The 24,920-nt window shown below is 72.6% G+C and carries 25 protein-coding genes; 10 read left to right on the plus strand and 15 right to left on the minus strand.

The genetic code is table 11. The annotated features are described in order from the left end of the window. The first annotated feature begins 79 nt into the window (after positions 1 to 79). Both LQ327_RS22065 and LQ327_RS22070 read left to right on the plus strand, forming a co-directional pair. Positions 80 to 334 (plus strand): hypothetical protein, encoded by a 255-nt coding sequence (locus LQ327_RS22065; protein WP_230737918.1) that lies wholly within the window; start codon positions 80 to 82, stop codon positions 332 to 334. 56 nt (positions 335 to 390) lie between these two features. Further along, positions 391 to 1,401 (plus strand): patatin-like phospholipase family protein, encoded by a 1,011-nt coding sequence (locus LQ327_RS22070; RefSeq protein ID WP_230737919.1) that lies wholly within the window; start codon positions 391 to 393, stop codon positions 1,399 to 1,401. A gap of 13 nt (positions 1,402 to 1,414) precedes the next feature. On the opposite strand, the gene LQ327_RS22075 is transcribed toward LQ327_RS22070, so the two are convergent. From LQ327_RS22075 to LQ327_RS22115, 9 genes are all read right to left on the minus strand, one after another. Further along, positions 1,415 to 2,110, minus strand: a complete 696-nt coding sequence (locus LQ327_RS22075) for a maleylpyruvate isomerase N-terminal domain-containing protein (protein WP_230737920.1) — start codon at positions 2,108 to 2,110, stop codon at positions 1,415 to 1,417. Between the two features lie 65 nt (positions 2,111 to 2,175). Then, entirely contained in the window at positions 2,176 to 3,207 is a 1,032-nt protein-coding gene (locus LQ327_RS22080) for an LLM class flavin-dependent oxidoreductase (RefSeq protein ID WP_230737921.1), read from the minus strand. Further along, positions 3,200 to 4,594 carry an MmgE/PrpD family protein gene (locus tag LQ327_RS22085; protein WP_230737922.1) on the minus strand — a complete coding sequence of 465 codons (1,395 nt, stop codon included), beginning with the start codon at positions 4,592 to 4,594 and terminating at the stop codon, positions 3,200 to 3,202. The genes LQ327_RS22080 and LQ327_RS22085 overlap by 8 nt, the downstream gene beginning before the upstream one ends. 66 nt (positions 4,595 to 4,660) lie before the next feature. Next, positions 4,661 to 5,713, minus strand: coding sequence for a pyrimidine utilization protein A (gene rutA / locus LQ327_RS22090; protein WP_230737923.1), 1,053 nt, complete (start codon positions 5,711 to 5,713; stop codon positions 4,661 to 4,663). A 118-nt stretch (positions 5,714 to 5,831) separates the two neighbouring features. Continuing rightward, on the minus strand, positions 5,832 to 6,995 hold the full coding sequence (locus LQ327_RS22095; protein WP_230737924.1) for an acyl-CoA dehydrogenase family protein: 1,164 nt from the start codon (positions 6,993 to 6,995) through the stop codon (positions 5,832 to 5,834). Between the two features lie 13 nt (positions 6,996 to 7,008). Then, on the minus strand, positions 7,009 to 8,301 hold the full coding sequence (locus LQ327_RS22100) for a CaiB/BaiF CoA transferase family protein (RefSeq protein WP_230737925.1): 1,293 nt from the start codon (positions 8,299 to 8,301) through the stop codon (positions 7,009 to 7,011). After that, positions 8,298 to 8,834, minus strand: a complete 537-nt coding sequence (locus LQ327_RS22105) for a MaoC family dehydratase (RefSeq protein ID WP_230737926.1) — start codon at positions 8,832 to 8,834, stop codon at positions 8,298 to 8,300. The genes LQ327_RS22100 and LQ327_RS22105 overlap by 4 nt, the downstream gene beginning before the upstream one ends. A gap of 37 nt (positions 8,835 to 8,871) precedes the next feature. Next, positions 8,872 to 10,317 carry an MFS transporter gene (locus tag LQ327_RS22110; RefSeq protein WP_230737927.1) on the minus strand — a complete coding sequence of 482 codons (1,446 nt, stop codon included), beginning with the start codon at positions 10,315 to 10,317 and terminating at the stop codon, positions 8,872 to 8,874. Positions 10,318 to 10,686: 369 nt separating this feature from the next. Next, entirely contained in the window at positions 10,687 to 11,514 is an 828-nt protein-coding gene (locus tag LQ327_RS22115) for an HpcH/HpaI aldolase/citrate lyase family protein (RefSeq protein WP_230737928.1), read from the minus strand. Positions 11,515 to 11,664: 150 nt separating this feature from the next. Here LQ327_RS22115 and LQ327_RS22120 point away from each other — a divergent pair, with 150 nt between their 5' ends. The 4 genes from LQ327_RS22120 (at position 11,665) to LQ327_RS22135 (ending at position 15,650) form a co-directional block, all read left to right on the plus strand. After that, complete coding sequence (locus tag LQ327_RS22120; RefSeq protein ID WP_230737929.1) at positions 11,665 to 12,489, plus strand: FadR/GntR family transcriptional regulator; 825 nt, start codon at positions 11,665 to 11,667, stop codon at positions 12,487 to 12,489. Positions 12,490 to 12,639: 150 nt separating this feature from the next. Continuing rightward, positions 12,640 to 13,518 (plus strand): STAS domain-containing protein, encoded by an 879-nt coding sequence (locus tag LQ327_RS22125; RefSeq protein WP_230737930.1) that lies wholly within the window; start codon positions 12,640 to 12,642, stop codon positions 13,516 to 13,518. Continuing rightward, positions 13,515 to 14,426, plus strand: a complete 912-nt coding sequence (locus LQ327_RS22130; RefSeq protein WP_230737931.1) for a sensor histidine kinase — start codon at positions 13,515 to 13,517, stop codon at positions 14,424 to 14,426. The genes LQ327_RS22125 and LQ327_RS22130 overlap by 4 nt, the downstream gene beginning before the upstream one ends. 15 nt (positions 14,427 to 14,441) lie before the next feature. Continuing rightward, positions 14,442 to 15,650 carry a P-loop NTPase family protein gene (locus LQ327_RS22135; RefSeq protein ID WP_230737932.1) on the plus strand — a complete coding sequence of 403 codons (1,209 nt, stop codon included), beginning with the start codon at positions 14,442 to 14,444 and terminating at the stop codon, positions 15,648 to 15,650. On the opposite strand, the gene LQ327_RS22140 is transcribed toward LQ327_RS22135, so the two are convergent. Further along, positions 15,647 to 16,987: a glycosyltransferase gene (locus tag LQ327_RS22140; protein WP_230737933.1), complete on the minus strand. Its 1,341-nt coding sequence runs from the start codon at positions 16,985 to 16,987 to the stop codon at positions 15,647 to 15,649. The two genes, LQ327_RS22135 and LQ327_RS22140, sit on opposite strands and share 4 nt — an antisense overlap. Positions 16,988 to 17,326: 339 nt before the next feature. On the opposite strand from LQ327_RS22140, the gene LQ327_RS22145 reads away from it, so the two are divergent. After that, the gene (locus LQ327_RS22145; protein WP_230737934.1) at positions 17,327 to 18,106 is read left to right on the plus strand and encodes an acyltransferase; all 780 of its coding nucleotides are present in this window, start codon (positions 17,327 to 17,329) and stop codon (positions 18,104 to 18,106) included. A gap of 511 nt (positions 18,107 to 18,617) precedes the next feature. After that, complete coding sequence (locus tag LQ327_RS22150) at positions 18,618 to 18,926, plus strand: hypothetical protein (RefSeq protein ID WP_230737935.1); 309 nt, start codon at positions 18,618 to 18,620, stop codon at positions 18,924 to 18,926. Between the two features lie 9 nt (positions 18,927 to 18,935). Here the strand turns inward: LQ327_RS22150 and LQ327_RS22155 are convergent, their stop codons facing one another. Both LQ327_RS22155 and LQ327_RS22160 read right to left on the minus strand, forming a co-directional pair. Further along, complete coding sequence (locus LQ327_RS22155) at positions 18,936 to 20,084, minus strand: hypothetical protein (RefSeq protein WP_230737936.1); 1,149 nt, start codon at positions 20,082 to 20,084, stop codon at positions 18,936 to 18,938. Between the two features lie 89 nt (positions 20,085 to 20,173). After that, a complete protein-coding gene (locus LQ327_RS22160; RefSeq protein WP_230737937.1) occupies positions 20,174 to 21,016 on the minus strand; it encodes a FadR/GntR family transcriptional regulator in 843 nt (280 codons plus the stop codon). 221 nt (positions 21,017 to 21,237) lie between these two features. On the opposite strand from LQ327_RS22160, the gene LQ327_RS22165 reads away from it, so the two are divergent. Beyond that, entirely contained in the window at positions 21,238 to 21,390 is a 153-nt protein-coding gene (locus LQ327_RS22165) for a hypothetical protein (RefSeq protein WP_230737938.1), read from the plus strand. On the opposite strand, the gene LQ327_RS22170 is transcribed toward LQ327_RS22165, so the two are convergent. Beyond that, a complete protein-coding gene (locus tag LQ327_RS22170; RefSeq protein WP_230737939.1) occupies positions 21,391 to 22,539 on the minus strand; it encodes an FAD-dependent oxidoreductase in 1,149 nt (382 codons plus the stop codon). Then, the gene (locus LQ327_RS22175) at positions 22,536 to 23,231 is read right to left on the minus strand and encodes a TetR/AcrR family transcriptional regulator (RefSeq protein WP_230737940.1); all 696 of its coding nucleotides are present in this window, start codon (positions 23,229 to 23,231) and stop codon (positions 22,536 to 22,538) included. Before LQ327_RS22175 ends, LQ327_RS22170 begins: the two co-directional genes overlap by 4 nt. Positions 23,232 to 23,464: 233 nt before the next feature. On the opposite strand from LQ327_RS22175, the gene LQ327_RS22180 reads away from it, so the two are divergent. Then, positions 23,465 to 24,205 (plus strand): Clp protease N-terminal domain-containing protein, encoded by a 741-nt coding sequence (locus LQ327_RS22180; protein ID WP_230737941.1) that lies wholly within the window; start codon positions 23,465 to 23,467, stop codon positions 24,203 to 24,205. Here LQ327_RS22180 and LQ327_RS22185 read toward each other — a convergent pair. Beyond that, complete coding sequence (locus LQ327_RS22185; RefSeq protein WP_230737942.1) at positions 24,186 to 24,902, minus strand: alpha/beta fold hydrolase; 717 nt, start codon at positions 24,900 to 24,902, stop codon at positions 24,186 to 24,188. The genes LQ327_RS22180 and LQ327_RS22185 overlap by 20 nt on opposite strands. Positions 24,903 to 24,920 lie beyond the last annotated feature (18 nt).

Here is a 24,920-nt window from a genome sequence, read left to right on the forward strand (position 1 = left end):
CGTAACGACCGGATGCCCCAGTACGACCATCCGGTCGACACGCTTCGTCGGGGAGCGTCGGGGAATCTCGGGGGAGATCATGGTCAGCACCGTCGTCGTCGGAAGTGCCGCACTCGGAGCCTGGCTCGTCGCGCCGTTCGTCTCGATTGCCCGTCGGGGCACGATCGACGACCGCACCCGCGCCGCGATGCGCGAGGAGGGCCTGCGGGCCGAGGCGATCCGCCGGGCGCGCCACCGCGAGGCGCTGGTCGCGGCGGCCACGGCGAGCATCCCCAGCCAGCGCGGCGCCGAGCACGACGCCCTGCCGCGCCGCAGCAGCCTGATCGGCGTGTGAGCCCGGGCCCCGGACACCCCGGCGGCGCGCTCCGCGCACGTGCGAAGCTCGACCCGATGCGTGCTGACCTGGTTCTGGAAGGCGGCGGGGTCAAGGGGATCGGCCTCGCCGGCGCCGTCGCGGCGATCACCGACGCCGGGTACCGGCCGCAGCGGATCTCCGGGACCTCGGCCGGGGCGCTCGTCGGGGCCATCGCCGCCGCGGGGGCGCGCGGCGCGCAGCTCGGCGAGATCACCCGCCGCCTGGACTTCCGGGCGGTCGCCGACCGGCACGGCCTCGGCCGGCTCCCGCTGGTCGGCCCCGGGCTCGCGCTGCTCTCGGGCACCGGGCTCTACCGGGGCGAGTACCTGCTGGACTGGATCACCACCGAGCTCGAGGCGCTCGGCGTCCGCACCTGGCGCGACCTGCGCCTCGACGACCCGGCCCTCCCACCCGAGCAGCGCTACCGCCTCGTCGTCACCTGCTCGGACCTCACGCTCGGCCAGCTGGTCCGCTTCCCGTGGGACTACCGCAACGTCTACGGGCTCGACCCGGACTCGCAACCGGTGGCCGAGGCCGTCCGCGCCTCGATGGCCATCCCGTTCCTGTTCGAGCCGACGACGCTGACGCACGCCGATCCGGACGTCACCTCGACGCTCGTCGACGGCGGGCTGCTCTCGAACTTCCCGATAGATTCGCTCGACCGCACCGACGGCGGCTCACCGGGCTGGCCGACGTTCGGGGTGACGATCACGACGGCGCCGAAACCAGGGATCGGCGATCGCGTGGCACTGTTCCACTCGCGGATGTTCGACTGGCCGCAACCGACCGCGTTGCGCCTGCTCGAGCAGCTGCTGACGACGATGATCCTCGGCCGCGACCAGGCCTACCTCAACCGCCCGTGGGTCGAGGCGCGCACGATCCACATCGAGGCGGCCGAGGTCGGGCTGCTCGACTTCGGGATCACCGAGCCGCGCCGCGAGGCCCTCTATCAGCGGGGGTACGACGCGGCGACGGCGTTCCTCGAGTCGTTCGACTGGGACGCGTACCGGGAGCGGTTCCGCAGTGAGGTGCCTGCGCGCCCGTAGGTGCACGTGGTGCTCACGAGGGCGGAGCGCACCTGGGCTGGTCGTCGGTCCGCAGGCCGAAGACGGTGAGGGACGCGAGCCACGGGTCCGGGTCGCCGTCCCACGACCACGCCCGCATCTGGTCGGCGCTGCGCCGGCTGAACACCCCGCGGAAGAGCTCCCACCGGTCGACGTCCACCGCCGCGACCGGCCCGTCGCCGCCCGAGCCGCCGCTCCACTCGTCGTCACCGCAGCGGACGGTCAGCGTCCCCGCGCGGTCGACGCCGCGCACCATGCCCCGGCACAGCAGCCGCGACGCGTCGTGCCAGCCGTCCTCCGGCGGCATCGGGTCGGCGAGCGCCTCGGCGATGTCGCCCTCGTGGGTCAGGACGTCGGCCGCGGCCGGCGGCGGGACCGCGCGCGAGTCGAGTCCGGCGACGATGGTGTCCACGTGCGGCGCCCACTCGTCGAGCACCTCCTCGACCGGGACGCCGAGGCGCTGGTCGACCTGACCGGCGGTCCACTCGTCGTCGGGAATCCCACGCAGCCGCCCGGCGACGATGTCGACGGCGATCCCCGAGAGATGCGAGACGACGCCGTGGACCGTCCAGCCCGGGCAGGCCGGCACGAGGGTGTCCAACGACGAGGCGTCCGTGGCGGCGAGGGCGCGCAGGCGGGTGTCGAGACGGGTGAACGCGCCGCGGTACGCGTCGCCCAAGGAGACCGGCATGGCGCGCACCCTAGGTGGCCTCCGGCCCTGTGAGCACTCATTGACGCCCTGACGTCAATGTGTGCTCACGGGCGCGGAGCGCACCTCAGGGCCGGGGCGACCTCCCGCGCCAGCAGCTCGATCGACCGGCGCGCGTACTCGGCCGGCATCCCCGCCCAGTCCGTCCGCAGGACGACGTGGTCGACGCCGAGGTCGAGCAAGCCGGAGAGCGCCTTGATGCAGTCGTCCGGCGTGCCGATCACGAACCGGTCGTCGGCCAGCTCCTCGAACCCCATCCGGAACGACTCCTGGTCCGGCATCACCCGGTCCTGGCCCCAGTCGGCGTAGACCGCGTACTTCCCCTCGAGGTACGGCCGCGCCCGCTCGAACGCCTCCTCGCGGGTGTCCGCGCAGAACACCTCGCGCATCAGCGGCCGTGACGTCGCCGGGCCCAGACCGTGCGCCGCGCGCTCGGCGTCGAAGAGCTCGAGCTGGCGGCGGACCGTCGTCGCCGTCGCGTGCGGGTTGATCATCCAGGCGTCGGCGAGCCGTGCGGCCCGGCGCACGGCGTTGTCGGAGTTGGCGGCCATCCAGATCGGCGGCCGGGGATCGGCGACCGGGCGCAGCAGCGTCCGCGCCCCGTCGAGCCGGGTCCACGACAGGTCCCGCGTGACCGTCTCGCCTCGCCAGAGGGCGTCGACGACGGCGAGGTTCTCGGTGAACCGTCGAACCTTCTCCTCGGGCGGGATCCCGAACGCGGCGTACTCCTCGGCGCGGTAGCCGAGCCCGACCCCGAACACCGAGCGCCCCCGGCACACGACGTCGAGGCTCGCGTAGGCCTCCGCGGTGTCCACCGGGTGGTGCAGGGCGAGCAGGTGGATGCCGGTGCCGACCGTCATCTCCCCCGCCTCGGCCGCGAGCCGGGCGAGCCAGGGCAGCGGCTGGATGTGGGCGAGCGACTCCGCCAGGTGGTGCTGGCCGGCGAACACCGAGTCGAGGCCCTCGTCGCGGGCGAGCCGGACCAGGTCGAGCTGCTCGTCGAGCACCGTCACCGGGTCCTGCTCGGGACGCCGCTGGTGGGTCAGGAAGACGCCCACCCGCACTGGCCCGTCAGCCACGGCAGGCCTCGGCGAACTCCCGCGCGGGGGTGTCGTCGCCGAGCCCGAGCACCGTCGCGCTGACCCGGTCGGCGGTCTCGGCGTCCGCGACGGTGCCGATGGTCTCGGCGAACTTGGCGGCGATGTCGTCGTTGGTCAGCGGGCGTTCGTCGTGCCCGCGGTTGACCTGCTCGCGGCGGGTGAGCCGCCGGCCGTCGGTCAGCTCGAGCTCCACGTACCCGGAGTAGGCGCGCGGGAAGGCCCCCTCGTGGTCCTCGACGACCTCGACGCGGCGGGTCAGCTCCAGCGTCGCCGGGTCGCGCAGCGCGTCGTCCTCGAGCTCGGCCAGCCCGAACCGCCCGCGACGGAGCGCCGTGGCCACCACGTAAGGGAGGCTGAACTTCGCGTCGTACTCGTCGCGCGGGGCCCACTTGTTCGCCGCCGGCTCGCACACGACCTTGCCGGGCACCGGGTGGATCGCGCAGCGGACCGAGGCGACGTCGGCGGCGGTCAGGCCGTGCTCGGCGCGCAGGGCCAGCGCCGCGTCGGCGAAGGCGTGGATGAAGTGGCAGATCGGATAGGGCTTCACCGCGGTACGCATCAGCTCCCACCGCTCCCCCAGCCCGTCCGCGACCGCCGACGGGTCGGACCCGCGCTGCTGCAGGTGCGTCGCGTAGAGCCCGAAACGGCCCTCGTAGACCGCCCCGGGGCCGCTCCAGCCCTGCTCCGCGAAGGCGGCCGCCGTCATGCCCGAGCTCGCCGCCCACCCGGGGTGCAGCCGCTTCGTCCACGCCCCGTCCTCGAGGAACTCGAGCAGGCCGGCCGACATCGACCCGACGATGCCCTGGGCGGCGGTGATGCCCGCGGCGTCCAGACCCCAGAGCTTGGCCGCGGCGACCGTCGCGCCGAACGCGCCCGCGACCGCCGTCGGGTGGAACCCGACGTCGTGGAAGCCGCCCGCCCCGCCGAGCCCGACCCGCGCGGAGACCTCGACGCCGAGGACGTAGGCGAGCAGCAGGTCGCGGGTCGTCGCACCCGCCGTCGTGCACGCCGCCGAGATCGCCGCGGGCAGCGCCGCCGCGGAGACGTGCGTGACGGCCGGGATGTGGGTGTCGTCGAAGTCCATGCCGTGGACCAGGACGCCGTTGAGGGTGGCGGCGTCGCGGGGCGAGAGGCGGTCGGGCATGCCGAGCACCGGGTGCTCACCGGAACCCAGCCGCCCGAGCGCGTCCCGCGCCGTCGTCGAGAACTCGTAGCCGGTCGAGGCGAACGCCAGCCCGACGGCGTCGAGCACGAGGTACCGGGCGCGCTCGAGCACCTCCTCGGGGACGTCACCGGGGCGTGCGGCGGCGACGAAGTCCCCGACGGCGGCGGCGAGCGAGGTCCGGGGCGGGCTGTCGATCGACATGAGAATCTCCTTCGGAGTTGTGAGTGGATTTGGTCGCCCCAGCGACCAAATCCACTCACATGGGCGTCAGCCCAGTAGCGGCTTGACCTTGGTCCCGAAGTCGTGGACGCCCTGCTCGAAGTCGTCGAAGGTGAACATCATCCCCTCGACCCCGGGCATGCCCGCGACCTGATCGATCTGTCGGGCCACCGTCTCGTAGGAGCCCACGAGGGTGGCCATGTTGAAGTTGACCGCGCCCTCGGGGAGGTTGATCGTGCGCGCGGTGCCGGACGAGTCGGCGGTGGTGTCGGCGCTGCCCTCGTCGGACATGTAGCCCAGCGCCGCGAGGTCGGCGCCGGCGCGGTAGGAGTCCCACTTCGCGCGGGCCTCCTCGTCGGTGTCGGCCATGATCGCCATGAACAGCGGCAGGGCCTTCACGTCGCGACCGCTCGCGGACGCGGCCTTGGCCAGCCGCTCGGTCGGCTCCCGGTACACCTCGGGGTCGTTGATGCCGGGCGAGAGGATGAAGTTGAAGTCGCCGTACTCGGCGCAGAACTGCATCCCGCGCTCCGACTGCCCGGCGCAGACGATGTCGACCTTCCCGGACGGCTGCGGCGAGAGCACGCAGTCCTCCATGTGGAAGTACTGCCCGTCGAGGTCGCAGCGGCCGGTCTCCCACAGGTCGCGGAGCACCCGGACGTACTCGGTGGAGTAGTCGTACCGGTAGCCGAAGTACTCGTCCCCGGGCCAGAGACCCATCTGGTCGTACTCGTTCTTGGCCCACCCGGAGACGATGTTGACGCCGAACCGGCCGGGGGCGATCGAGTCGATCGTCGAGGCCATCCGGGCGACGAGCGCCGGCGGCAGCGTGAGCACCGCCGTCGAGGCGTACAGCTTGATCCGCTCGGTCACGGCGGCCAGCCCGGCCATCAGCGTGAACGACTCCAGGTTGTGGTCCCAGAACTCGGTCTTCCCGCCGAACCCGCGCAGCTTGATCATGGAGAGCGCGAACGCGAAGCCCTGGCGCTCGGCCTCCTGCACCACCCGACGGTTCAGGTCGAACGAGGGCTTGTACTGCGGCGAGTTCTCCGAGATCAGCCAGCCGTTGTTGCCGATGGGGATGAAGACACCGAAGTCCACGGTCGATCACACCTTCCGGGTGGAGGGAGCCCGACGGCGGCCCTGGGGCGGCCGACGTCGTTTGTGGCGGAAGCCACAGACGATACGTCGGATGTATTTCGGGGGGAAGGCGCTGGGGTTACCCCACGGTCGCCTTCCCGGCCAGCAGGGACTTGGCGACGACGGTGCGCAGGACGTCGTTGGTGCCCTCGCCGATCGACATCAGCGGCGCATCACGATAGAGCCGCTCGACCTCGAACTCGGTGGAGTAGCCGTAGCCGCCGTGGATGCGCATCGCGTCGGTGGCGCACTGCAGCGCCGTCTCGGACGCGAAGATCTTCGCCATGCCGGACTCGGTGTCCATGCGCACGCCGTCGTCCATCCGCGATGCCGCCCAGTAGGTCATCAGGCGCGCGGCCTGCAGTTGGACCGCGATCTCGGCCAGGCGGAGCTGGACGGCCTGGAAATCGCCGATCGGCTGCTTGAACGCCGTCCGGTCGCGCGCGTAGGAGAGTGCCTCCTCGTAGGCGCGCTGCGCGATGCCGACCGAACGGGCGGCGATGTTGATCCGACCGGTCTCCAGCGACGAGAGCGCCTGCTGCAGCCCGCGGCCCTCGACCCCGCCGAGCAGTGCCGACGACGGCACCCGGACGCCGGTGAGCACGACCTCGCAGGACTCGGTGCCCTTGTAGCCGAGCTTGCCGATGTCCTGGGTGACCTCCAGGCCGGGGGTGTCGGCGTCGACGATGAGGATGCTCATCCCGCGGTGGGCCGGCTCGGCCTTCGGGTCGGTCTTCACCAGCACCGGCAGCGGGTTCGCGTACCGCGCGTTGGTGATCCACATCTTGGTGCCGTCGATGACGTAGTCGTCACCGTCGCGCCGGGCCACCGTCGTGATGCCCTGCAGGTCGGTGCCGGCGCCGGGCTCGGTGAGCGCGATCCCGGTGCGGCGCTCGCCGGTGGCGAGCTCGGGCAGGTAGCGGTCCTTCTGCTCCTGCGTGCCGTGGTGGGCGATCATCCAGGACGAGACCGAGTGACTGCCGAGGATGCCGGCGATGCCCATCCACCCGCGCGAGATCTCCTCGAAGGTCAGCGCGAAGGACACCGTGTCGGCCGCGAGCCCGCCGTACTCCTCGGGGATGGCCAGGCCGAACAGGCCCAGCTTCTTCATGCTCTCGACGATCTCGGTCGGGTAGCGGCCGGAGTGCTCCCAGTCGCGGGCGACGGGGATGATCTCGCGGTCGACGAAGTCGCGCAGCGAGTCGCGGTACAGCCGCTGCTCGTCGGACAGCTGGAAGTCCATGGGAGTCTCCTGCTCAGCGGGCGGGCGCCGAGGGCGCCTCGGGAACGGTGATGTCGGCGCCGGAGCCGGCTCGCGAGAGCGGCACGTCGGCCAGGGCGGGGTCGGGCGGGCCGAAGGCGCCCGACGCGCGCAGCGAAGCGACCCGCTCGCCGTCGTACCCGAGCCCGGTGAGCACCGCGTCGGTGTCGCTGCCCATGTCCGGCCCGCGGCGCACCGGCCCCACGTCCGCCCCGGGCGGACCGACGCGCACCGGCGAGCGCAACGAGCGCACCGTCCCGAACCGCGGGTGCTCGGTCTCGACGACGAGGGCGCGCGCCAGGGTGTGCGGGTCGTCCAGCGCGCCGGCGACCTCGTGGATCGGGGCGCACGGGATGCGGGCCGGGTAGAGCCCCTCGAGCCACTCGTCGACGGTGCGGGTGCGGAACAGATCCTCGAGGAGTGGGACGAGGGTGTCGCGGTTGCGGTCGCGGTCGGCGAAGGTGGCGAACCGCGGATCGGCGGCGAGGTCCTCGCGCCCCATCACCTGGGTGAGGCGGTGCCAGAACTTCTCCTTGGCGCACCCGACGACGAGCCAGCCGTCGGCGGCCTCGAACGCCTGGAACGGCACCAGCGACGGGTGCGCGGAGTGGTGCGTCCGGGTGGGCTGGTAGCCCTCGGTGAGATGCCAGGTGGCCGGGTAGGTCAGCAGGCTGACCGCGGTGTCGTAGAGCGAGAGGTCGCAGTCGGTCCCCACGCCGTCGCGCCGTGCCTGGTGGATCCCGGCGAGCAGGGCGATCGCCGCGACGAAGCCGCCGCTGTAGTCGACCAGCGACAGGCCGGCCTTCTGGGGCGCGCCGCCGGGCTCACCGGTCACCGACATCCAGCCGGCGAGGGCCTGCAGCACGTAGTCGTAGCCCGGCTCGGCGGCCCGCGGGCCGGTCATCCCGAACCCGGTCAGCGAGCAGCACACGATCCGCGGGTTGATCTCCTTCAGATCCTCGTAGCGGATGCCGAGCTTGGCCGGGACGTCGCCGCGCAGGTTCGAGTAGACGGCGTCGGCCGAGCGCACCAGGTCGTGGAAGACCTCGCGGCCCGCCGGGGTGCGGATGTCGAGCACCATCGACGACTTGTTCTTGTTGAACGACTCGAAGAACAGCGAGTCCTCGCCGCCGGCATACGGCGGCACGTAGCGGCCCACGTCCCCGCCCGAGCCGGGGTCCTCGATCTTGATGACCTCGGCGCCGAGGTCGGCGAGGTGCATCGAGCCGAACGGCCCGGCGCCGTACTGCTCGAGCGAGACGATGCGGACGTCCTCGAGCGGCCTCATGCGAGCGCTCCGTCGTTCTCGAGCGTCAGCGGCGTGGCCGCCTGCGGGAACAGCGACGCCGCGGCCGCCGAGTCCCGACGGTGCACGTAGAAGGTCCGCTTGAAGGTCAGCACCTCGACGGCGTCCTGGTTCAGCGTCCGGGTCCGGATGGTGACGATGCCGGCGTGCGGCCTGCTCTGCGAGGAGCGGACCTCGAGCACGATGCTCTCCGACCAGATCGTGTCCCCGACGAACACCGGCGCGGTCAGGCGCAGGTCGTCCATCCCGAGGTTCGCGAAGGCGTTCTGCGTGGTGTCGGTGACCGACTGACCCACCGCGATCGCGATCGTCAGCGGCGAGACCACCAGCCGTCGCCCGAACTCCGAGGACTCCCCGACCTGGGCGTTGAAGTGCGCCTGGTTGGTGTTCATCGTCAGCAGGGTGAACCAGGTGTTGTCGCTCTCGCTGATCGTGCGCCCCAGCGGGTGCTGGTACACGTCACCGACCTCGAAGTCCTCGAGGAACCGTCCGCGCCAGCCGTCCTGCACCGTCATCGTGCTCCCTCCGTGATCGCTCGACCCGTTGCCTACGCTAAACGTCTGACGTTTTATCGGCAAGAGCTCCGGTGGAGATTTCCTCGAGGCCGCGGTTGCTGGTGCGCACCCCGAAGAACAGCAGCACCACGCCCATGAGCAGGGCCGCGACCGCGAGGTAGACGTAGACGGCGCCCATGCCCAGCCCGGTGAAGATCGCGGCGACGAGCACCCCGCCGAGCACCCCGGCCAGGCGCCCCGTGCCGTTGGCGATCCCGGAGCCCAGCCCGCGCAGCGCGAGCGGGAAGACCTCGGCGATGTAGGTGTAGAGCACCGCGACGCTGGTCTGCATCAGCATCGACGCCAGGAAGCCGGACACCAGGATCGAGACCGGGTTGCCGACGAGGCCGAACACCAGCAGCAGGACCGCCACCACGCACTGCAGCGCGAAGACGAGGTTCTTGCGCTCCCAGCGGTCGATGAACGGGAACGCGAGCAGGGCACCGGGCACCGCGGCAATGGCGAGCACCGAGGCGTAGGTCAGCGACTGGGCGGTGGTGTAGCCGCGCTCGACGAGCAGCGTCGGGACCCACGAGGTGAACCCGTAGAAGGAGAGGATCAGGAAGACGCACGCGGCGGAGGCGACGACGGTGCGGCGCAGCGTCGCGCCGCGCAGCAGATCGCGGACCGACGCGGGCGGGAGCGCGGGCGTGGGGACCGGCTCCGGCAGCGGCTCGCCGGTCCGGGCGCGCGCCTCCTCCTCGAGCTGGGCGACGAGCCGCTCGGCCTTCTCGGTGTCGCGTCCCTTCGCGGCCTGCCACCGGGCGGACTCGGGCATCACCTTCAGCGCGACGAGGCCGATGATCGCGCCGAGCGCGCCGAAGACGAAGATCCAGCGCCACGTGCCCGGCCCGAGGGGGACGACGATCCGGGCCAGCCACGCCGCGACCGGCACGCCCGCGAGCCCGACGGCGAGCAGCAGCGACTGGTACCGGCCGCGCAGCGCCCGCGGGAACATCTCGCTGACGTAGACGAGCAGCACGCCGGTCATGGCCTGCAGCCCGAACCCGGTGAGCACGCGCATGACGCCGAGGCTGGTCGCGTCCCACGACGCCGCCGAGGCCAGCGAGAAGAGCGAGTAGAAGAACACCGCGCCGATGAGGACCGGCCGGCGACCCAGCCGGTCGGAGAGCCGGCCGCCGACGATCGCCCCGAGGAACATCCCGACGAAGCCCGCCGAGGTGATCAGCCCCACGGTGCCGATCGAGAGGCCCCACTGCGTGCGCAGCGCCGGCGCCGCGTAGGCGAACGAGTTGAGGTCGACGAGGTCGAAGACGAACAGCGCGCCGAGCAGGACGACCCAGGTGCGGTGCGTCCGGGTGATCACCGGGAGGCGGTCGAGGCGGGCTGCGAGGTCGTCGTGGCCGGCCGTCCCGTCCGTCGTCGCCGTGCGGGGTGTGCGATCTCCCGGGCCCGTTCGGCCCGTCTCACCCGTCGTCGTCATGAGCCGCCGTCCTCTCGGGCCGCTCCCGGCAGCCCCGCCGTGACCGACACCTCAACGGCTCGGTCAGATGTCACCGCGATCACAGCGGACGTTAAACATCTGATGTTTTGAGCACAAGAGTGGAGGTGGAAGTTCGGACGCCGACTGCGGCGACGTCGTCGAGCGCCTGAGCCGAGCTGGCCTCGCCGTCGAGGGGCACACCACGCAGCGCGGAGCGCTCGCTGTCATGTCTGATGTGCCCCTGGTCGGCGCCAGGCGCCGATACTCACCCGGCCACCCCGACCAGAGGCACATCACGCAGCTCAGACGGATCGCTGTCATGTCTGATGTGCCCCTCGTCGGCGCTGGGCGGGGGCAGCGTGGGCGGCGTCAGCCCTGCCCCGCCCGGGCTAGCAGCGACCGCGCGCGGTCCACCACCGGCTTGTCGACCAGCGCCCCGTCGAGCACCGCCACCGCTCCCCCGGCCGCCGCCTCCACCACGGCCCGGGCCCAGCGCACCGTCTCCGCGTCCGGCGCGAGCGCGGCAGCCGCGGCCGGCACCTGCGACGGGTGGATGCAGAGCTTGGCCGTGAAGCCGCGGGCGAGCGCGTGGCGGCAGTCGTCGGTGAGCCGGTCGGCGTCCCGGACCGCGACCGTCACCCCGTCGACGGGCGCGACCAGCCCGGCGGCGGCCGACGCCAGTGCCAGGACCGAGCGGGCGTAGCTGAGGGCGTCGCGGTCGGAGTGGTCGAGCCCGAGCTCGGCGGCGAAGTCGACGGTGCCGAAGGCCAGCCGGACCACCTCGGGCCAGCGGGCGACCTCCGCCGCGCCCTGCACCCCCACCGCCGTCTCGATCAGCGCCACGACCGGAACCCCGGCCGCCGCGAGCCCCGGCGGGCAGGCCGCCGACTCCGCCTTCGGCAGCATCACCGGAACGCCGTGCGTCCGGGCGGTCGCGACGTCGTCGTCGTGCCACGGGGTCCCCACGCCGTTGACCCGAACCGCCACGACGCACGGCCCGCCGGCCCCGCCGGAGCCGAGCCAGGACGCCACCTGCTCCCGCGCGCCGACCTTGCCCTCCGGCGCCACGGCGTCCTCGAGGTCGAGCACGACGACGTCCGCGCCGGAGGCCACGGCCTTGTCGAACCGGTCGGGCCGCGCGGCGGGCACGAACAGGAACGTCGACGCGGCGGACAGCTGGTCAGCAAGGGAGGCCATGGTCCGAACGCTTGATGTCTGATGTTTTTCTGTCAAGACCTGGTCCGACGACCTCGGACACCGCGTACGCTGATCACGCCCGGTCACGCCGGGCCCGAGAAGCCGACCACCCCGCGATGGCGCGGCAGATCCGCGGAGCGTGTTGGACCCATGCCATCCCCCCGAACCCCCGCCTCCGGCGCCACGACCCCCGAGAGCGGCACGGCAGGCACCGAACGCTCCACGGCCCGCCCGGTCCCCGCGGCGAACCTGCGGGTGCAGCGGGTCCGCCCGGCCTACCGGCAGGTGGCCGACGAGCTGCGCGCGCAGATCGTCGGCGGCACCCTGGCCGCCGGGGAGCGCCTGCCGAACGAGGCCGACCTGAGCCGGGCGTTCGGCGTCAGCCGCAGCACCGTGCGCGAGGCACTGCGGGTGCTCGCGAGCCAGCACCTCGTCGAGACGCTGCGCGGGGTGCAGGGCGGGTCGTTCGTGGCCTCGCCCGACCCGTCGCAGGTGGTGGAGGACGTCGGCGGCGCGCTCGGCGTGCTGGTGATGACGCCGCAGCTGCGGCTGCACGACATGCTCGAGGCGCGGCTGCTGCTCGAGCCCTCCGCCGCGCGCCTGGCCGCCCAGCGGGCCGACCCGGAGACCGTCGAGGCGCTGCACGCGGCCGCCGACGCGCGCCGCGACCCCCGCGACCCGAGCGGTTTCGTCGGGCACCTCGACTTCCACACGACGGTGCTCATGTCGACCGGCAACCTGATGATCACGATGATGGGCCAGCCCGTGAACGACGTGCTCCGCACGCGGCTGCGCCGGGTCGGGGTCGAGGCCGCGGAGTGGGACCGGGTCGACGAGTGGCACCGGACGATCGCCGGACACATCGCCGCCGGCGAGGCCGAGGCGGCCGAGGAGGCCATGCGGGACCACCTCATCGCGCTCCGGCCGCTCTACGAACGTGACGGTCTGTGGACCGACGAACCGGTGGGGCGCTGAGTTCCGGTCACTCTCCGCGCATACCGCACGGTATCGAGTGAACCTGGCCGGTCACGAGACCTGAACCGCCCTTCCGGGTCGAAGACCCGGCCGGTGGCACGGAGAATGCCTGTCACGAACGTCGGGGGACGGACGGACGGGAGCCACTCGATGACGGTGGACGCCGGCCCGCGACCTGATACGGGCTCGCCGCGCGCGCACCTGTTGCAGGTCGCGGACACCGACCACGCGCAGCGCGTCGGGACGGCGGCATGGCTGGACCGCGAGCTCGCCTTCGGCGCGAAGGTCTTCTACAAGGGCTGGCTGGGGGACGCCGGCCGCGTGGAGAAGCACTGGATCGCGGGGCCGGAGTCCTCGCGGCGCACCCGGGAGGCACTGCGCTCCGGGCAGCTGGAGTTCCTCGACTTCCCCGAGCTGATCGCACGCTGCGAACAGGGCGGCGACGGGCTGACCGCGGGCCTGCACCGGCTGCAGGTCGAGGAGCTCGAGCGGGCGCTCGGCGAGGGCTGGCCGTCCGTGGCCATGACCCAGGAGAGCTCGCGCCGGGAGTGCGCCGACGACGCCGAGATCGCCGAGTTCGGGCGCCAGGAGGGCGGGTACGACGCGCTCGCCGCCCGGGCGCCGCTGCGCATCCTCTGCCAGCTGACCACGTCGGTGGAGAACGAACGGCACGTCTTCGAGTCGCTCGGGGTACACCACCGCCACGTTGCCGACGTGGGATGGAGAGCGGAGCTCGACGACGAGCGCTGGGCACTGCACGGCGACCTCGACGCCCACGTGGCGCAGCGCTTCGGGGGCGCGCTCGCCGGCGCCCTGCGCGAGAAGTCCACCGGCGCCGACCTGCAGCTCGACCTGTCCGACGTCGGCTTCGTGGACGTCGCGTGCGCGCAGCTGCTGGTCCTCGCCGCCCGGGCCGAGCCGGAGTGCCGGCGCATCGTCCTGCACGACCCGCCGCGGCTGCTCAAGCGGCTGCTCGACGTGCTGGGTCGGCCGGCGTCGATCGTCGTCGTCGACGGGGACCGACCGTGACCGTCACCTCCCCCGCCGACGCGGGTCCCGTCGAGCAGGCACCGGCCGGGCTGGTGCACGCCGCCGTGCTCTGCGGGGATCCCGACGAGGTCGCCCGCCGGACCGAGGAGCACGTCCGCACGGCGCTGGCCGCCGACGAGACCGTCGAGGTCGTGCTCGACCGGCGCGGCGTCCGTGCCTTCCGCGACGCGCTGGGGGACGACGCCGAGCGGGTCGCGTTCCCGGCCCCGGCCTCCCTGGTGCCGTCGGGGGTACTCCCCCATCTCGACCCGCTCGACGGCGGCGTGGTCGTCGGTCGGGTGTGCGCGGACGACCCGGGACCGGACGGCAGCCTCGCCGAGGACACCCTGACCCTGCTGCTGGCCGACCACCGCCTCACCGTGCTCTGCGTCTACGACCCCGACGACCCGGTGGAGCGCGCCCGCGCGCTGCGGCACCACGCCTGGCTGCTCACCGCCGAGGGCCTCCGTCGCAACCCCGACTTCCGGGCGCCGAGCGCCACCTCCCCGGTGCCCGCGGGCCTGCTCGGGTCCTCGGTGGCGACGCTGTCCGTGCCCGACGGCGCCGCTCTCGCCGGCCTGCGTCACCAGGTGGCCGTCGTGGCACGGGAGGCGGGCCTCGACCCGGAGCGGGCCGAGGCGATCGTGCTCGCCGCGCACGAGGCGATGCTGTTCGCCTCGGGCGCGGACCTGCGCTCCGACCTGCTCCCCGGGGAGCACATGCTGGACGTCCGGGTGACCCCTGCCGCCGTCGTCACCGAGTGCCGCGGGACGCCGCCGTCGGGGACCCCGCTCGTCCCCGTCGAGGACCCCCGGTTCCTGCACCTGCGCCGGTTCTGCGACCACGCCACCGTGCACGCCGACCGCGAGGAGCGCCTGGTCCGCGTGCTCACCGGCACCACCCGCTGAGGTCCCGGGCCCGCGGTGCAGCTCCGGGTGGTCGCGGCCGGGATCCTGTTCGGGCTCGCGGCCGCGGCGGTGGTGCTGGTCGTCGACCCGCCGCGCCAGGAGGTGCTCCAGGTCCTGGCGAACCCGGGCAGCTCGGCCGCCGCGCTCGCCGTCGTCCCGGGTCTCGACGACGACGCGTCCACGCTGCTCGGCGGCCGTCCCGACCCGGCGGAGGTCGCCGACGCCGTGAGGGTCTCGGCCGAGGCCGGCACGCTCGAGGTCCGGGCCCGCGCGACGACGACGGCGGACGCCCGCGTCGTCGCCGAGGCGGTGGGCACGGTGCTGGCCCGGCGGGCGGCGCAGGTCGGCGGTGGGCAGGCCGTGAACCGACCCGCCGTCGCCCTGGTGCCGGGCGCGACGCAGGAGACCGGGCTGCGGCCGCAGCCCGCCGCGGTGCTGGCCGGCGGGCTCGTCGTCGGGCTGGTCGCCGGTCTGCTCGTCGGGGGTCTGCTCCCGCGGGGGATCTCGTCGGCGGAGTCGCTCGCCCGTCACGCCGGGCGCCCGGTGCTGGGTCTGCTCCCGTCGGTGCGGGTCCCGCCACGCGACCCGGCCGTGCTCGCGCGGGCCCCGGACCGGGCCCGCCGTCGCGACCCCGTCCGCCGCCGTGACCGGGCGGTCCGGGCCCTCGCCGAGGCGGTGCGCACCGAGGCGGCCGCGGCCCGCGTCGTCGTCGTGCTCGCGGTCGAGCCGCAGGCGACGACGCTCTCGGCGGCCACCGAGCTCGCCGTCGCCCTCGCCGACGACGGCGAGCGGGTGCTGCTGGTGGAGAGCGGTCCGGGCTCGCCCACGTCCCCGGTGCTGCGGGTCGCGGACCCGACGCCGGGCGTCCGCGAGATCATCGCCGGGTCGGCCGACCTCGAGCGGACCGTCCGGCGGTGGTCGCGCGGCGGGATCGACGTCCTCCCCGCGGGCACGGCGGCGCACCGGGGCGCGTCACCCCTCGACGGCGAGGACGTGGCGACGGTGCTCGCGCCGCTGCGGGCGCGCTACGACCGGATCGTCGTCGACGCCCCGGGCGAGCCGGGGGCGCCGGCGGCGGTGGAGCTGTGCCGGTCGGGCGACGCGACGCTGCTGGTGGTGCGCCGCGGCGCGCCGAAGGCCGACGTCGCCACGACGCTGGCCGCCCTCGACGCGGCGGGCGTCGAGCTGCGCGGGACGGTGCTCACCGCGGCGCGGCGGATCTAGGCCGGCTCCGCCCGCGGCGTCGGGACGTCGCTGCGGTGCGGGACCCGCACCGGAGCCCGGCCCGCGTCACGGAAGTCCCGGATCGCCCGGAGGCCACCGCGGGATGCGGCGAGCTCCTCCACCCAGCCGAGGTAGGCGGAGCGTGCGGCGTCCGCGTGCAGGACGTCGTGGGCGAAAAGCTGCCCACGCAGGCCCATCGCCTCGGCGTCGTCGGAGCGCATCTCGAGAACCGCCTCGAGCAGCGTCTCCGGAGCGCCCGGGACGACGGTGACCCCCGCGCCCGAGCTCGCGATCTCGGCGCTCGCCGCGCTCAGCGGGTTGGTGGCGGCCACCACGGGCCGGCCGGCCGCGAAGTAGGAGGTGAGCTTCGAGGGCACGCACATCTCCGCGACCCCGGGCCGCTCGTGGAGCACGAGGGCGTCGGCGGCGGCCAGCACGTCGGTGAACCGTGACGCGGGCAGCGGGTCGAGGAACTGCAGCCGGTCGATGTCGCGGCCGAGACCCTCGAGCGAGGCCCGCTGGTTGCCGTGCCCGACCAGCACGAACCGGACCGGGCTCCCCCGGCGGTCGGCGGCGCGCGCCGCCTCGACCACCGTCTCCAGCCCCTGCTTCGCCCCCATGTTCCCGGCGTGCAGGGCGATGATCTCGTCGTCGCGCCAGCCGAGCTCACGGCGCAGGGCCCAGACGTCCTCACCCTGCCGGGTGACCGGGTCGACGTGGGTCCAGTTCCGGATGGTCGTGATGCGGTGCTCGTCGACGCCGAGCCCGACCAGCGAGCGGCGGAAGCGCTCGTGGATGGCGACGACGCCGTCCGCGCGCCGCAACAGGCTGCGTTCCAACGCCGCTGCGCCCTCGGCGGCCCGCCCGAGCGAGCCGGTCTCGGCGAGCGCGTGGCTGTAGAGGTCCTGGGGGATGACGCCGAGTGCGGTGCGTCCGCCGCGGCGGCGCAGGGCGGCGGCACCGACGGAGAGGAGGGCGGGGCTGACGGCCAGGACGACGTCGGCGGGCCGGCCGCCGTGGGTGACGACGCGCGCGGCCCGGGCGGCGAACGCCGCCTCCAACCGGATCCGGCCGAGACCGTTCGGGTCCGAGGGCACCGAGTGGTGCACGCGGGTGATCCGCACGGCGCCGTCGCGCTCCTCGATGGGCCGTCCGCCGTATCCGGGCTCGACCCGCCAGCTCGGGTAGTGCGGCAGCCCCGTCACGACGTGGACGTCGTGTCCGGCGTCGGCCAGGAACCGGGCGATCCCCGTGGTGTACGGGGCGATGCCCGTGGGTTCCGGGGCGTAGTTCAGCCCCAGGACGGTCACCCGGAGCGGCACTCGCGCGGTCATCATCACCTCCATCGTCGTGTCCCGCTCGTGGCGGGTCGGGACCCCGACCGGGACTTCAAGGGACTACTCGCCGTCACGTGTTGTGGCGTTCAGCCGCAATAGATAGTCCGTTCGGGCTAGCTTGCGCCGCTGTAACCGCGCCCCGATCACGCCATGACGCCAGTCGCCGGAAAATCTTCGAAGAATGACCGTCCGTACGAGACCGGCTACGGAGCGGTCGTCGGAGTGCCACACGAGAGAGTGGTTGGGCCGTACGGAGTAACGAACGGTGTGGCGCGATGCGCTGATCACCTCGGGACGGACACGCCGGCCCTCCGCCGTTCCGAGTCCTCTGGAGCAGCCATGACCTCAGTCGCGCCCCGCGCCGCGGCCGCCACATCAGTGGCGAGCACGGCACCGGACCCCGCGAAGCGCGTCGTCGCCGCGCCATTGCTGACGCGGTACCCGGGGCCGCTCCGGTGCGCCCTGACCGTCCTCACCGGGCTGCTCCCCGCCGGTCGTCCGAAGAACCTCGTGCTCCGTCTGCTCGGGCACGACGTCCACCCGACCGCCGTCGTGCGCCCGTGCGTGCTCTTTCGGGTCGGCCGGGTCGTGCTGGGCCCCGGAGCCTCGCTGGGCTACGGCACCGTCGTGCGGGGTGTGCGACGGCTGGAGCTCGGCAGGCATGCCCTCGTCGGACAGTGGAACTGGCTCACCGCCTGCCCCGCCTTCCCGCTGGCGGCCCCCGACGACGCCCGGCGTGGCGCCCTCGTGATCGGCGACCACACCGCGATCACCAGCCGGCACTACGTCGACGCTTCCGGCGGCGTCACCCTGGGCGCGTTCACCACGCTCGCCGGCGCCCGTTCGACGGTGATCTCGCACGGCATCGACGTCACCACCAACGTCCAGACGCCCTACCCGATCTCCGTCGGCGACCACTGCCTGATCGGCAGCAACACGTCGCTGGTCCCGGGGTGTTCGATCCCGGACCGGTGCCTGGTCGCGATGGGCTCGGTCGTCGTGGGTCGCCTGGAGTCACCCGGCCATCTCTATGCCGGCTCCCCGGCGAGCGCCCGCCGTCCGGTGTGTGGGGAGTACTTCGTCCGGACCGAAGGAGCCGTGCGCGCGATAGCGACCTGAGTCGGCTCGCTCAACGCTTCACATCCGTGCGGCGGCGCACGCCTGATTCTCTGACTGCCGGCGGAATTGACGAGGGTACGTCCGTGACTTGATCTTCAACACGTATTCGACGGGCACCGTCTCTCGAAATTGAGGGCCACCCATTTCGATCGCTCTACCTGATGACAACCTTTCGCATCCGCTGGGTCCTGACCCACCGGATGTACCGACGGTGTCGGCGTCGCCCCGTCGACGCCGAGCGTCATACCTGGTCACGAGGCCTCGATCCCCGCTTCCGGCGCTCCGCGCACCTGCGGTACGCTCCGCACCCACGTGACCTGACACTCGGTCCGCGGACGCCCGCGAATCGAGCCGAACCGGACTTCGCGTCCTCCCGGCAGCAGATCACAACCCGGTTGAGGGAATTTCGGCGCGTCGCCGCGTCGAGCCTCCATCGCCACGCTACAACTACACACAGCTCACCAGCTGCCTGGACGTCTCGCGACCACAGTGGATTACTTCTGTGGAATGGATGTCCAGCGTGCTGGCCGACTGTGCACCAAACCTGAAGCCACTGGGGGACGTCGAAGTGATCATGTCGGCTAGCGCAGAAGTACTCGTCGGCGGCGGTGCCCGCATGATCCCCGGCGGCGGTGCCCGCATGATCCCCGGCGGCGGTGCCCGCATGATCCCCGGCGGCGGTGCCCGCATGATCCCCGGCGGCGGCGCCCGCATGATCCCCGGCGGCGGCGCCCGCATGATCCCCGGCGGCGGCGCCGTCGTGCTGCCCGGCGGAGGTGCAGAAGTGACCGCGCCAGGCGGCGGAGCCACGCACCGTTAGAACTCGGGCTTATGCCTCTTTGAATGGCCGCCACATGAGCGCGACTCCGTGCCCTCGCAACATCCAGCTACGCAGGGTCAGATCTGTCGCGCTGGCACCGCTCGTCCACGTATCCAACGAGCCCGGGCTGGAAATCGTGAAAGCCTTGGCATTGACGTAGAGCTCGGGACTGTCGCCGAGCTGCAGTTTCGTCGTGTCGAATCGCATCGACTCGACAAAACAGGGATATGGCGCCTGCCAATAGCAGAAACCGTCGCTGACCAGCTGCAAGGTGGTCGAGCGCACGGTGAGGCGCAGGATCGTCGTGACGGCCGCGTCCCCCTCAGCCAACGCAGGCAGGTCCACCTCGAAGATGCGTAGGCTATCCATATAGTCGAGCCGATCGAGCACGGCTCCGCTCTCCCCGCCGTCCGTACGGAAGAAGTCCAGGTAGCGTCCCCAGTCACGCAACTTGACCTCGCGGAGATAAGGAGCCGGGTCCCGCGCTTCGACGTCGTGCACACGACCACGCCCATCCGCGTACTGCATGCCGATGCGGACCGATTCGCGCATGCCCTCGACCGAGTCCTCGAACCGCGGCTCGTCGGTGTCATCGCGGACGAACCACAGCTCGAACAGTGGGAGCCGGCAGCCAGAGATGATGGAGTCCCGCAGGCGTGGGGCCGACGTCGCGAAGATGACGAAGGTCGACGTCGGGATGCGATTGCGGAACGAGTACCGCTGTTCCATGACGAGGTGGTAGCTGCGGTCGTCGACGCTGTCGAGCCTGAAGTCGATCTCGGTGTGCTCGCTGATCGTGAGGTCACCGCCGTCGAGCAGGCGCCCCTCGCCCCCGAGCAGGGCTGTCGTCACCTCGCGATTGAAGGGTGACTCGCCGTAGACGCGCTCCAGTAGCCGGTCGGCGACGCGCCCGGGCGGGAGTACCTCGATGACGCCGCGCTCGACGGCCTCGTTCACGATCTCGACGTGTTTGCGTAATTCGCGTCGAACGATGCCTGCGATGGTCGCCGTGGCGAACGCCAGCGAGCCGAAGAGGACGAGCACGGAGCACACGACCTGCACGGCCCGACCCGCGGGAACGATGGCGAGCACGAACACGCCGACCGCGGCCGCCACGATGCCCGCGACGGCCCACCGTCTCAGGTGCCACGGCACCATCGAACTGGGTCGTTCGCTCCCCCCGGCCACACCCACATCTTGTGTGGCGGATGTGGCGCGAGACAACAGTCCGGAGACGGATGAATATTTCAGCCGGCGGTCGAGTCGTCCTCGTACATCGGGTCGTCCCCCACGTCGACGTAGCTCGAGAGCCCCGCGATCGGGCGGTCGTCGGAACCGGGCTCGGCCCCGCGAGCGCGCGCGACGCCGGTGTACAGACCGAGCAGATGCCCCGACATCGCCAGCCGAGCACCGTTCTCGTCCTGCCGGCGAATCTGCACGGCGATCTGCATGTGGTCGAGTGCCGACCGGTCGTGGACGTGGGCGCTCGTGAAGCTCCGTTGACGCCAGTCGGCGACGAGCGGGGTCACCATCTCGTACAACGCCTTCAGGTACTCGTTCCCGGCAGCCTCGATGACCGCCCCGTGGAATTCCTCGTCCGCGGCGAGCAGAGCGGCGGAATCATTCGGGTCGGTGGCCTGGTCGATCTTGCTGAGCTTGAGGATGTCGTCCCGCTGACCACCGGACGCACGGGTGGCGGCCAGACCCGCCGCCGCCCCCTCGAGAGCGATCCGGACCTCCATGACGTCCCGGATGTCGAAATCACGGGAAGCCATCCGTTCCTGCATCAGCTCAGCGGCGTCACGCGACGACGAGGCCGAGACGAACCAGCCCCTGCCCCGCTCGACCTCGACGACGCCCTGCGCCTGGAGCCGCTGCAACCCCGAACGCACCGAACTGCGGGCCACCCGGAACCGACGCGCCAACTCCGGCTCGGTCGGTAGCCGGTCTCCCGGCGGGATGACTCCCGCCCGCACGAGCTCGAGCACGCGGTCGGCGACCATGTCCGGGACCGGCTTCCGGGACGTGTCCGGCAGCGTCCACGGGTCGTCGTCCTCGGACGGCGTGGCGTCCTGCTCATCCGCGACCATGATCCGACCCTCGTGACGGTGCTGGTTCGACCGCCCGTCGACCGGATGTCGGACAACGGACACTGCAAGGTAGCACAGCCTGACAAGAGTTGTCGGACAACGAAACGCCGTTGACAGACAACCGGGCACCGTGGACGCTCACACTTGTCAGACAACGCGTCGTCCCGGGGGATGTCATGGCGGGAGTGTCGGCAAGTCAACTGGTTCTCATCCTGGCGATCGTGATCTTCCTGATCATCGTGTTCTGGCGGATCGCCATCCCGCTGCTCGCGGCATTCGTGCTGGCCAAGGTGGTGGTAGCCGTGATCGGAATGATGGCGGCCATGCCGGGGGCAACAGCTCAGGCAATCATCTTCCTACCCCTGCTCCGGTAGTCAGCTGTCAGACAACTGCTTCACGCTCAGGCCGTGACCCGTCACGACCTCGATGAGCCCGGCCGGCGCGTCGGCACGCAACGCGATCTCCAGATTCGCGGCCGACTCGCCGGCCGCCTCGGCGGCGCGGGGCACCATCGCCGCCTCGAACTCCGTGAAAGCCGCCTCGATCGCGACCGGGTCGTCCGTCCCATGAGCCACCAGCGCGGCGGCAAGTTCCGCGCCGTCCTGCATCGCGAGATTCGCTCCCTCGCCCGCGAAGGGCGACATGAGGTGCGCGGCGTCCCCGAGCAGGGTCACCCCGGGGGTCCGGGGCCACGAGTGCCAGACCGGCAGCATCGACACCGGGCGCGGCACGAACGCGTCGTCCGCCTCGGCGATCAGCGACCGCAGCTCCGGCGCCCAGTCGGAGAACGCGTCCAGCAGCAGGCCGCGCAGGTCATCGCTCGCCAGGACGGCCTCGTCCGCGTGCATCGCGGCGTACACCTCGACCGTCGCGCCGGGCTCGCGGTGGGCCAGGATCCCCTGCCCCGGGGCCAGCGCCATCAGACTCCCGCTCCCGACGGCGGCCGCGGCCGCGGGATGGGCACGGTCGACGTCGTACAGCCGCGTCGTGACCAGCGCCGTCCCGCTGTAGGACGGCATCGCCTCCGAGACCAGCGGACGGACGCGCGACCATGCACCGTCGGCACCCACCAGCACCGTCGCGACGACGACCTCACCGTCGGCGAAGGTCAGCTCGTGCCGGCCACCGCCCACCGGGCGCACCGAGACCAGCTTGCGCCCCCACCGCACGGTGCCCGGCGTCAGCGACTCCAGCAGCAGACGACGCAGCTCCTCCCGAGGCACCTCCGGGCGCCCGCCGCTCCCGTCGTCCTCCTCGACGAGGTGCGCCCGGCCCTCGCGATCGAGGACACGCAGCGCCTCGCCGCCGACGAGCACGTGGGCACGGAACTCGTCGTACAGCCCGGCGGCGCGCAGCGCGGCCTGACCGGACTCCTCGTGCATGTCGAGCATCCCGCCCTGGGGTCGGGCGTCCGGGCCGGCGTCGAGGTCGTACACCACGACGTCGACGTCGTGGCGCTGCAGCACGCGGGCCAGGGTCAGGCCGCCGAGGCCTGCGCCGATCACGGTGACGGTGGTGCTCATGGGGTCTCCTTCGCGGGACGGGGGGTGACGGTCGCACCGGCGAGCAGGACGTCGACGAACCAGCGGGAGCGGTCCGGGCCGGTCCCGGAGAACAGCTCGGGGCCGAGTGCGGCGATGTGTGGGTGCGCGGCCGGATCGGCGTCGGTCAGGGCGGCGACGAGCTCGTCGTCCTCGGCCTCCGCGGACGGCGCGGCGGCCCGGGTCCCGTGCTCCGCGGCCGTCGCGGTGGCCACCAGCAGCAGTACGTCCACCGCCCACGCCGCGCGATCCGCCGGAATCCCACCCGCCGCGAGCAGCGCCAGCACCCCGTCGACGAGCGCGAGGTAGTTCGGTCCACTCGGGTGGGTCACCATCGCCGCGCGGGCGAGCCCGGGACGCGGGAAGAGCACCGCTGTGTAGGACTCGAGCACTCCCCAGAGCCGGTCACGCCAGTCGCCGTCCGCGTCGACCGGGGTCAGGTCGACCTCGGCGAGGAAGACGTCGAGCACCGCGGCGTGCAGCTCGGCGGTGTCCCGCACGTAGACGTAGAGCGAGGCGGGGCCGGTGTCGAGCTCCTGCGCGAGTCGACGCATCGTCACGCGCTCGGTGCCGAGCTCGCGCACGAGCTCGACGGCGGCCGCGACGACGCTCTCGCGACTCAGCGCGGGTTTCGCGGGCCGGTCGCGGCGGCTGACAGGACTGGATCGGGGCACGTCGGAACGATACGACGAACATGTTCGTCACGAACAGCATCGTCACGAACATGTCCGTCAGGTCACTCTTCACGGGCTCGGCGACCCGCCCCGCGACCTTGATCAGGAACTGTGCGGCGGAACAGTGCAGATCTGAGCTGTTCCGCCGCACGGCTCGCGATCATGAGTCGAGCCGGCCCGATATCGTCCACTACAGGTTGACGAACACGCGCTCGTCAACCCATAGTGGACGCATGAGCACCCCGGCGACGTCGAACCCCGTACGGCTCGACGACCTCATCCGCGCGATCACCTCCGTCCACGAGGACGCCCTCGACCAGCTCTCCGACGCCGTCCTCACCGGCGAGCACCTCGGCGAGGTGGCCGACCACCTCATCGGCCACTTCGTCGACCAGGCCCGCCGCTCCGGCGCCTCCTGGACCGAGATCGGCAAGAGCATGGGCGTCACGAAGCAGGCCGCCCAGAAGCGCTTCGTCCCGAAGGGCGCCACCGGCGACCTGGACCCGGAGCAGGGCTTCAGCCGCTTCACCCCGCGGGCGCGCAAGGTCGTCGTGGCCTCGCAGGCCGAAGCGCGCACCGCTGGGAACCTCGAGGTCGCCACCGCCCACCTCGCGCTCGGCCTCCTCGCCGAGCCGGAGGGGCTCGCCGTCCGGATGATCACCGCCCAGGACGTCTCGCCCGAGACCCTGCGACGGCGGGTCACCGCGACGCTGCCCGCGGCCGCGGCGACCCCGCCGCCCGAGCTCATCCCCTTCGACGCCGCCACCCGGAAGGTTCTCGAGCTGACGTTCCGCCAGGCGCTGCGGCTCGGGCACAACTACGTCGGCACCGAGCACATCCTGCTCGCGCTGCTCGACCACGAGGACGGCGACGGCGTGCTCACCGGCCTCGGGCTCGACCAGCAGACGGCGGAGGAGACGCTCGCCAACCTCCTGGCCGAGATCACGGCGAAGCTCAGCCGATCCGAGGACTGACCCGGGCCAGCACGTCCCGGACGGCGCCCGCGACGACGTCGGGTGCCTCGTGGACCGGGGTGTGGCCGCAGTCGGCCCAGTGCAGCGTCGCCGTGGGCAGGAGCGCCGCGAGTTCCTCCGCCTCGGCGACCGATCGCGCGCGGTCGTGGATGCCGTGGACGACCGCCGCCGGGCCGTCGAAGGCCAGCAGGCCGGCCGTGAGGTCGAGGTCGCGCTGGCTCTCGAGCACCTCGACCGCCGCCTGCTGCGGGACCTCGGCCGCGTAGCGCAGCAGCTCCGCGTGCACCTCGGGCGGCAGTTCGCCGGCGAACGACCGGTCGACGACCGCCCGCCGGATCGGCTCGCCCCACTCGTCCCGGAACCGCGCGATGATCGAGTCGACGTCGCCGTGGCGGCGCGTGTGCGCACCGGTGTCGACGAGCACGAGCGCCGCGACGAGATCCGGACGTCGACCCGCGAGATGGGCGGCGATCGCCCCGCCGGTCGAGTGCCCGACGAGCACGACCGGGCCGCCGTGCCGCGTCTCGATCCGTCGGGCGACCGCGTCCGCGACGTCGGGCACCTTCCACGGCCCGGGCTCGGTCATCCACGAGACCGCGTGGACCTCGACGGTGCCGCGGAGCGCCTCGGCCGTCGGCGCGAACACCGCAGGCGAACAGATCGTCCCGGGGAGACCGACGAGGACCCGCACCGCCATGCGACTCATCCTGCCCCG

This window comes from Actinomycetospora endophytica (assembly GCF_021026375.1).
Taxonomy (GTDB): Bacteria; Actinomycetota; Actinomycetes; order Mycobacteriales; family Pseudonocardiaceae; genus Actinomycetospora; species Actinomycetospora endophytica.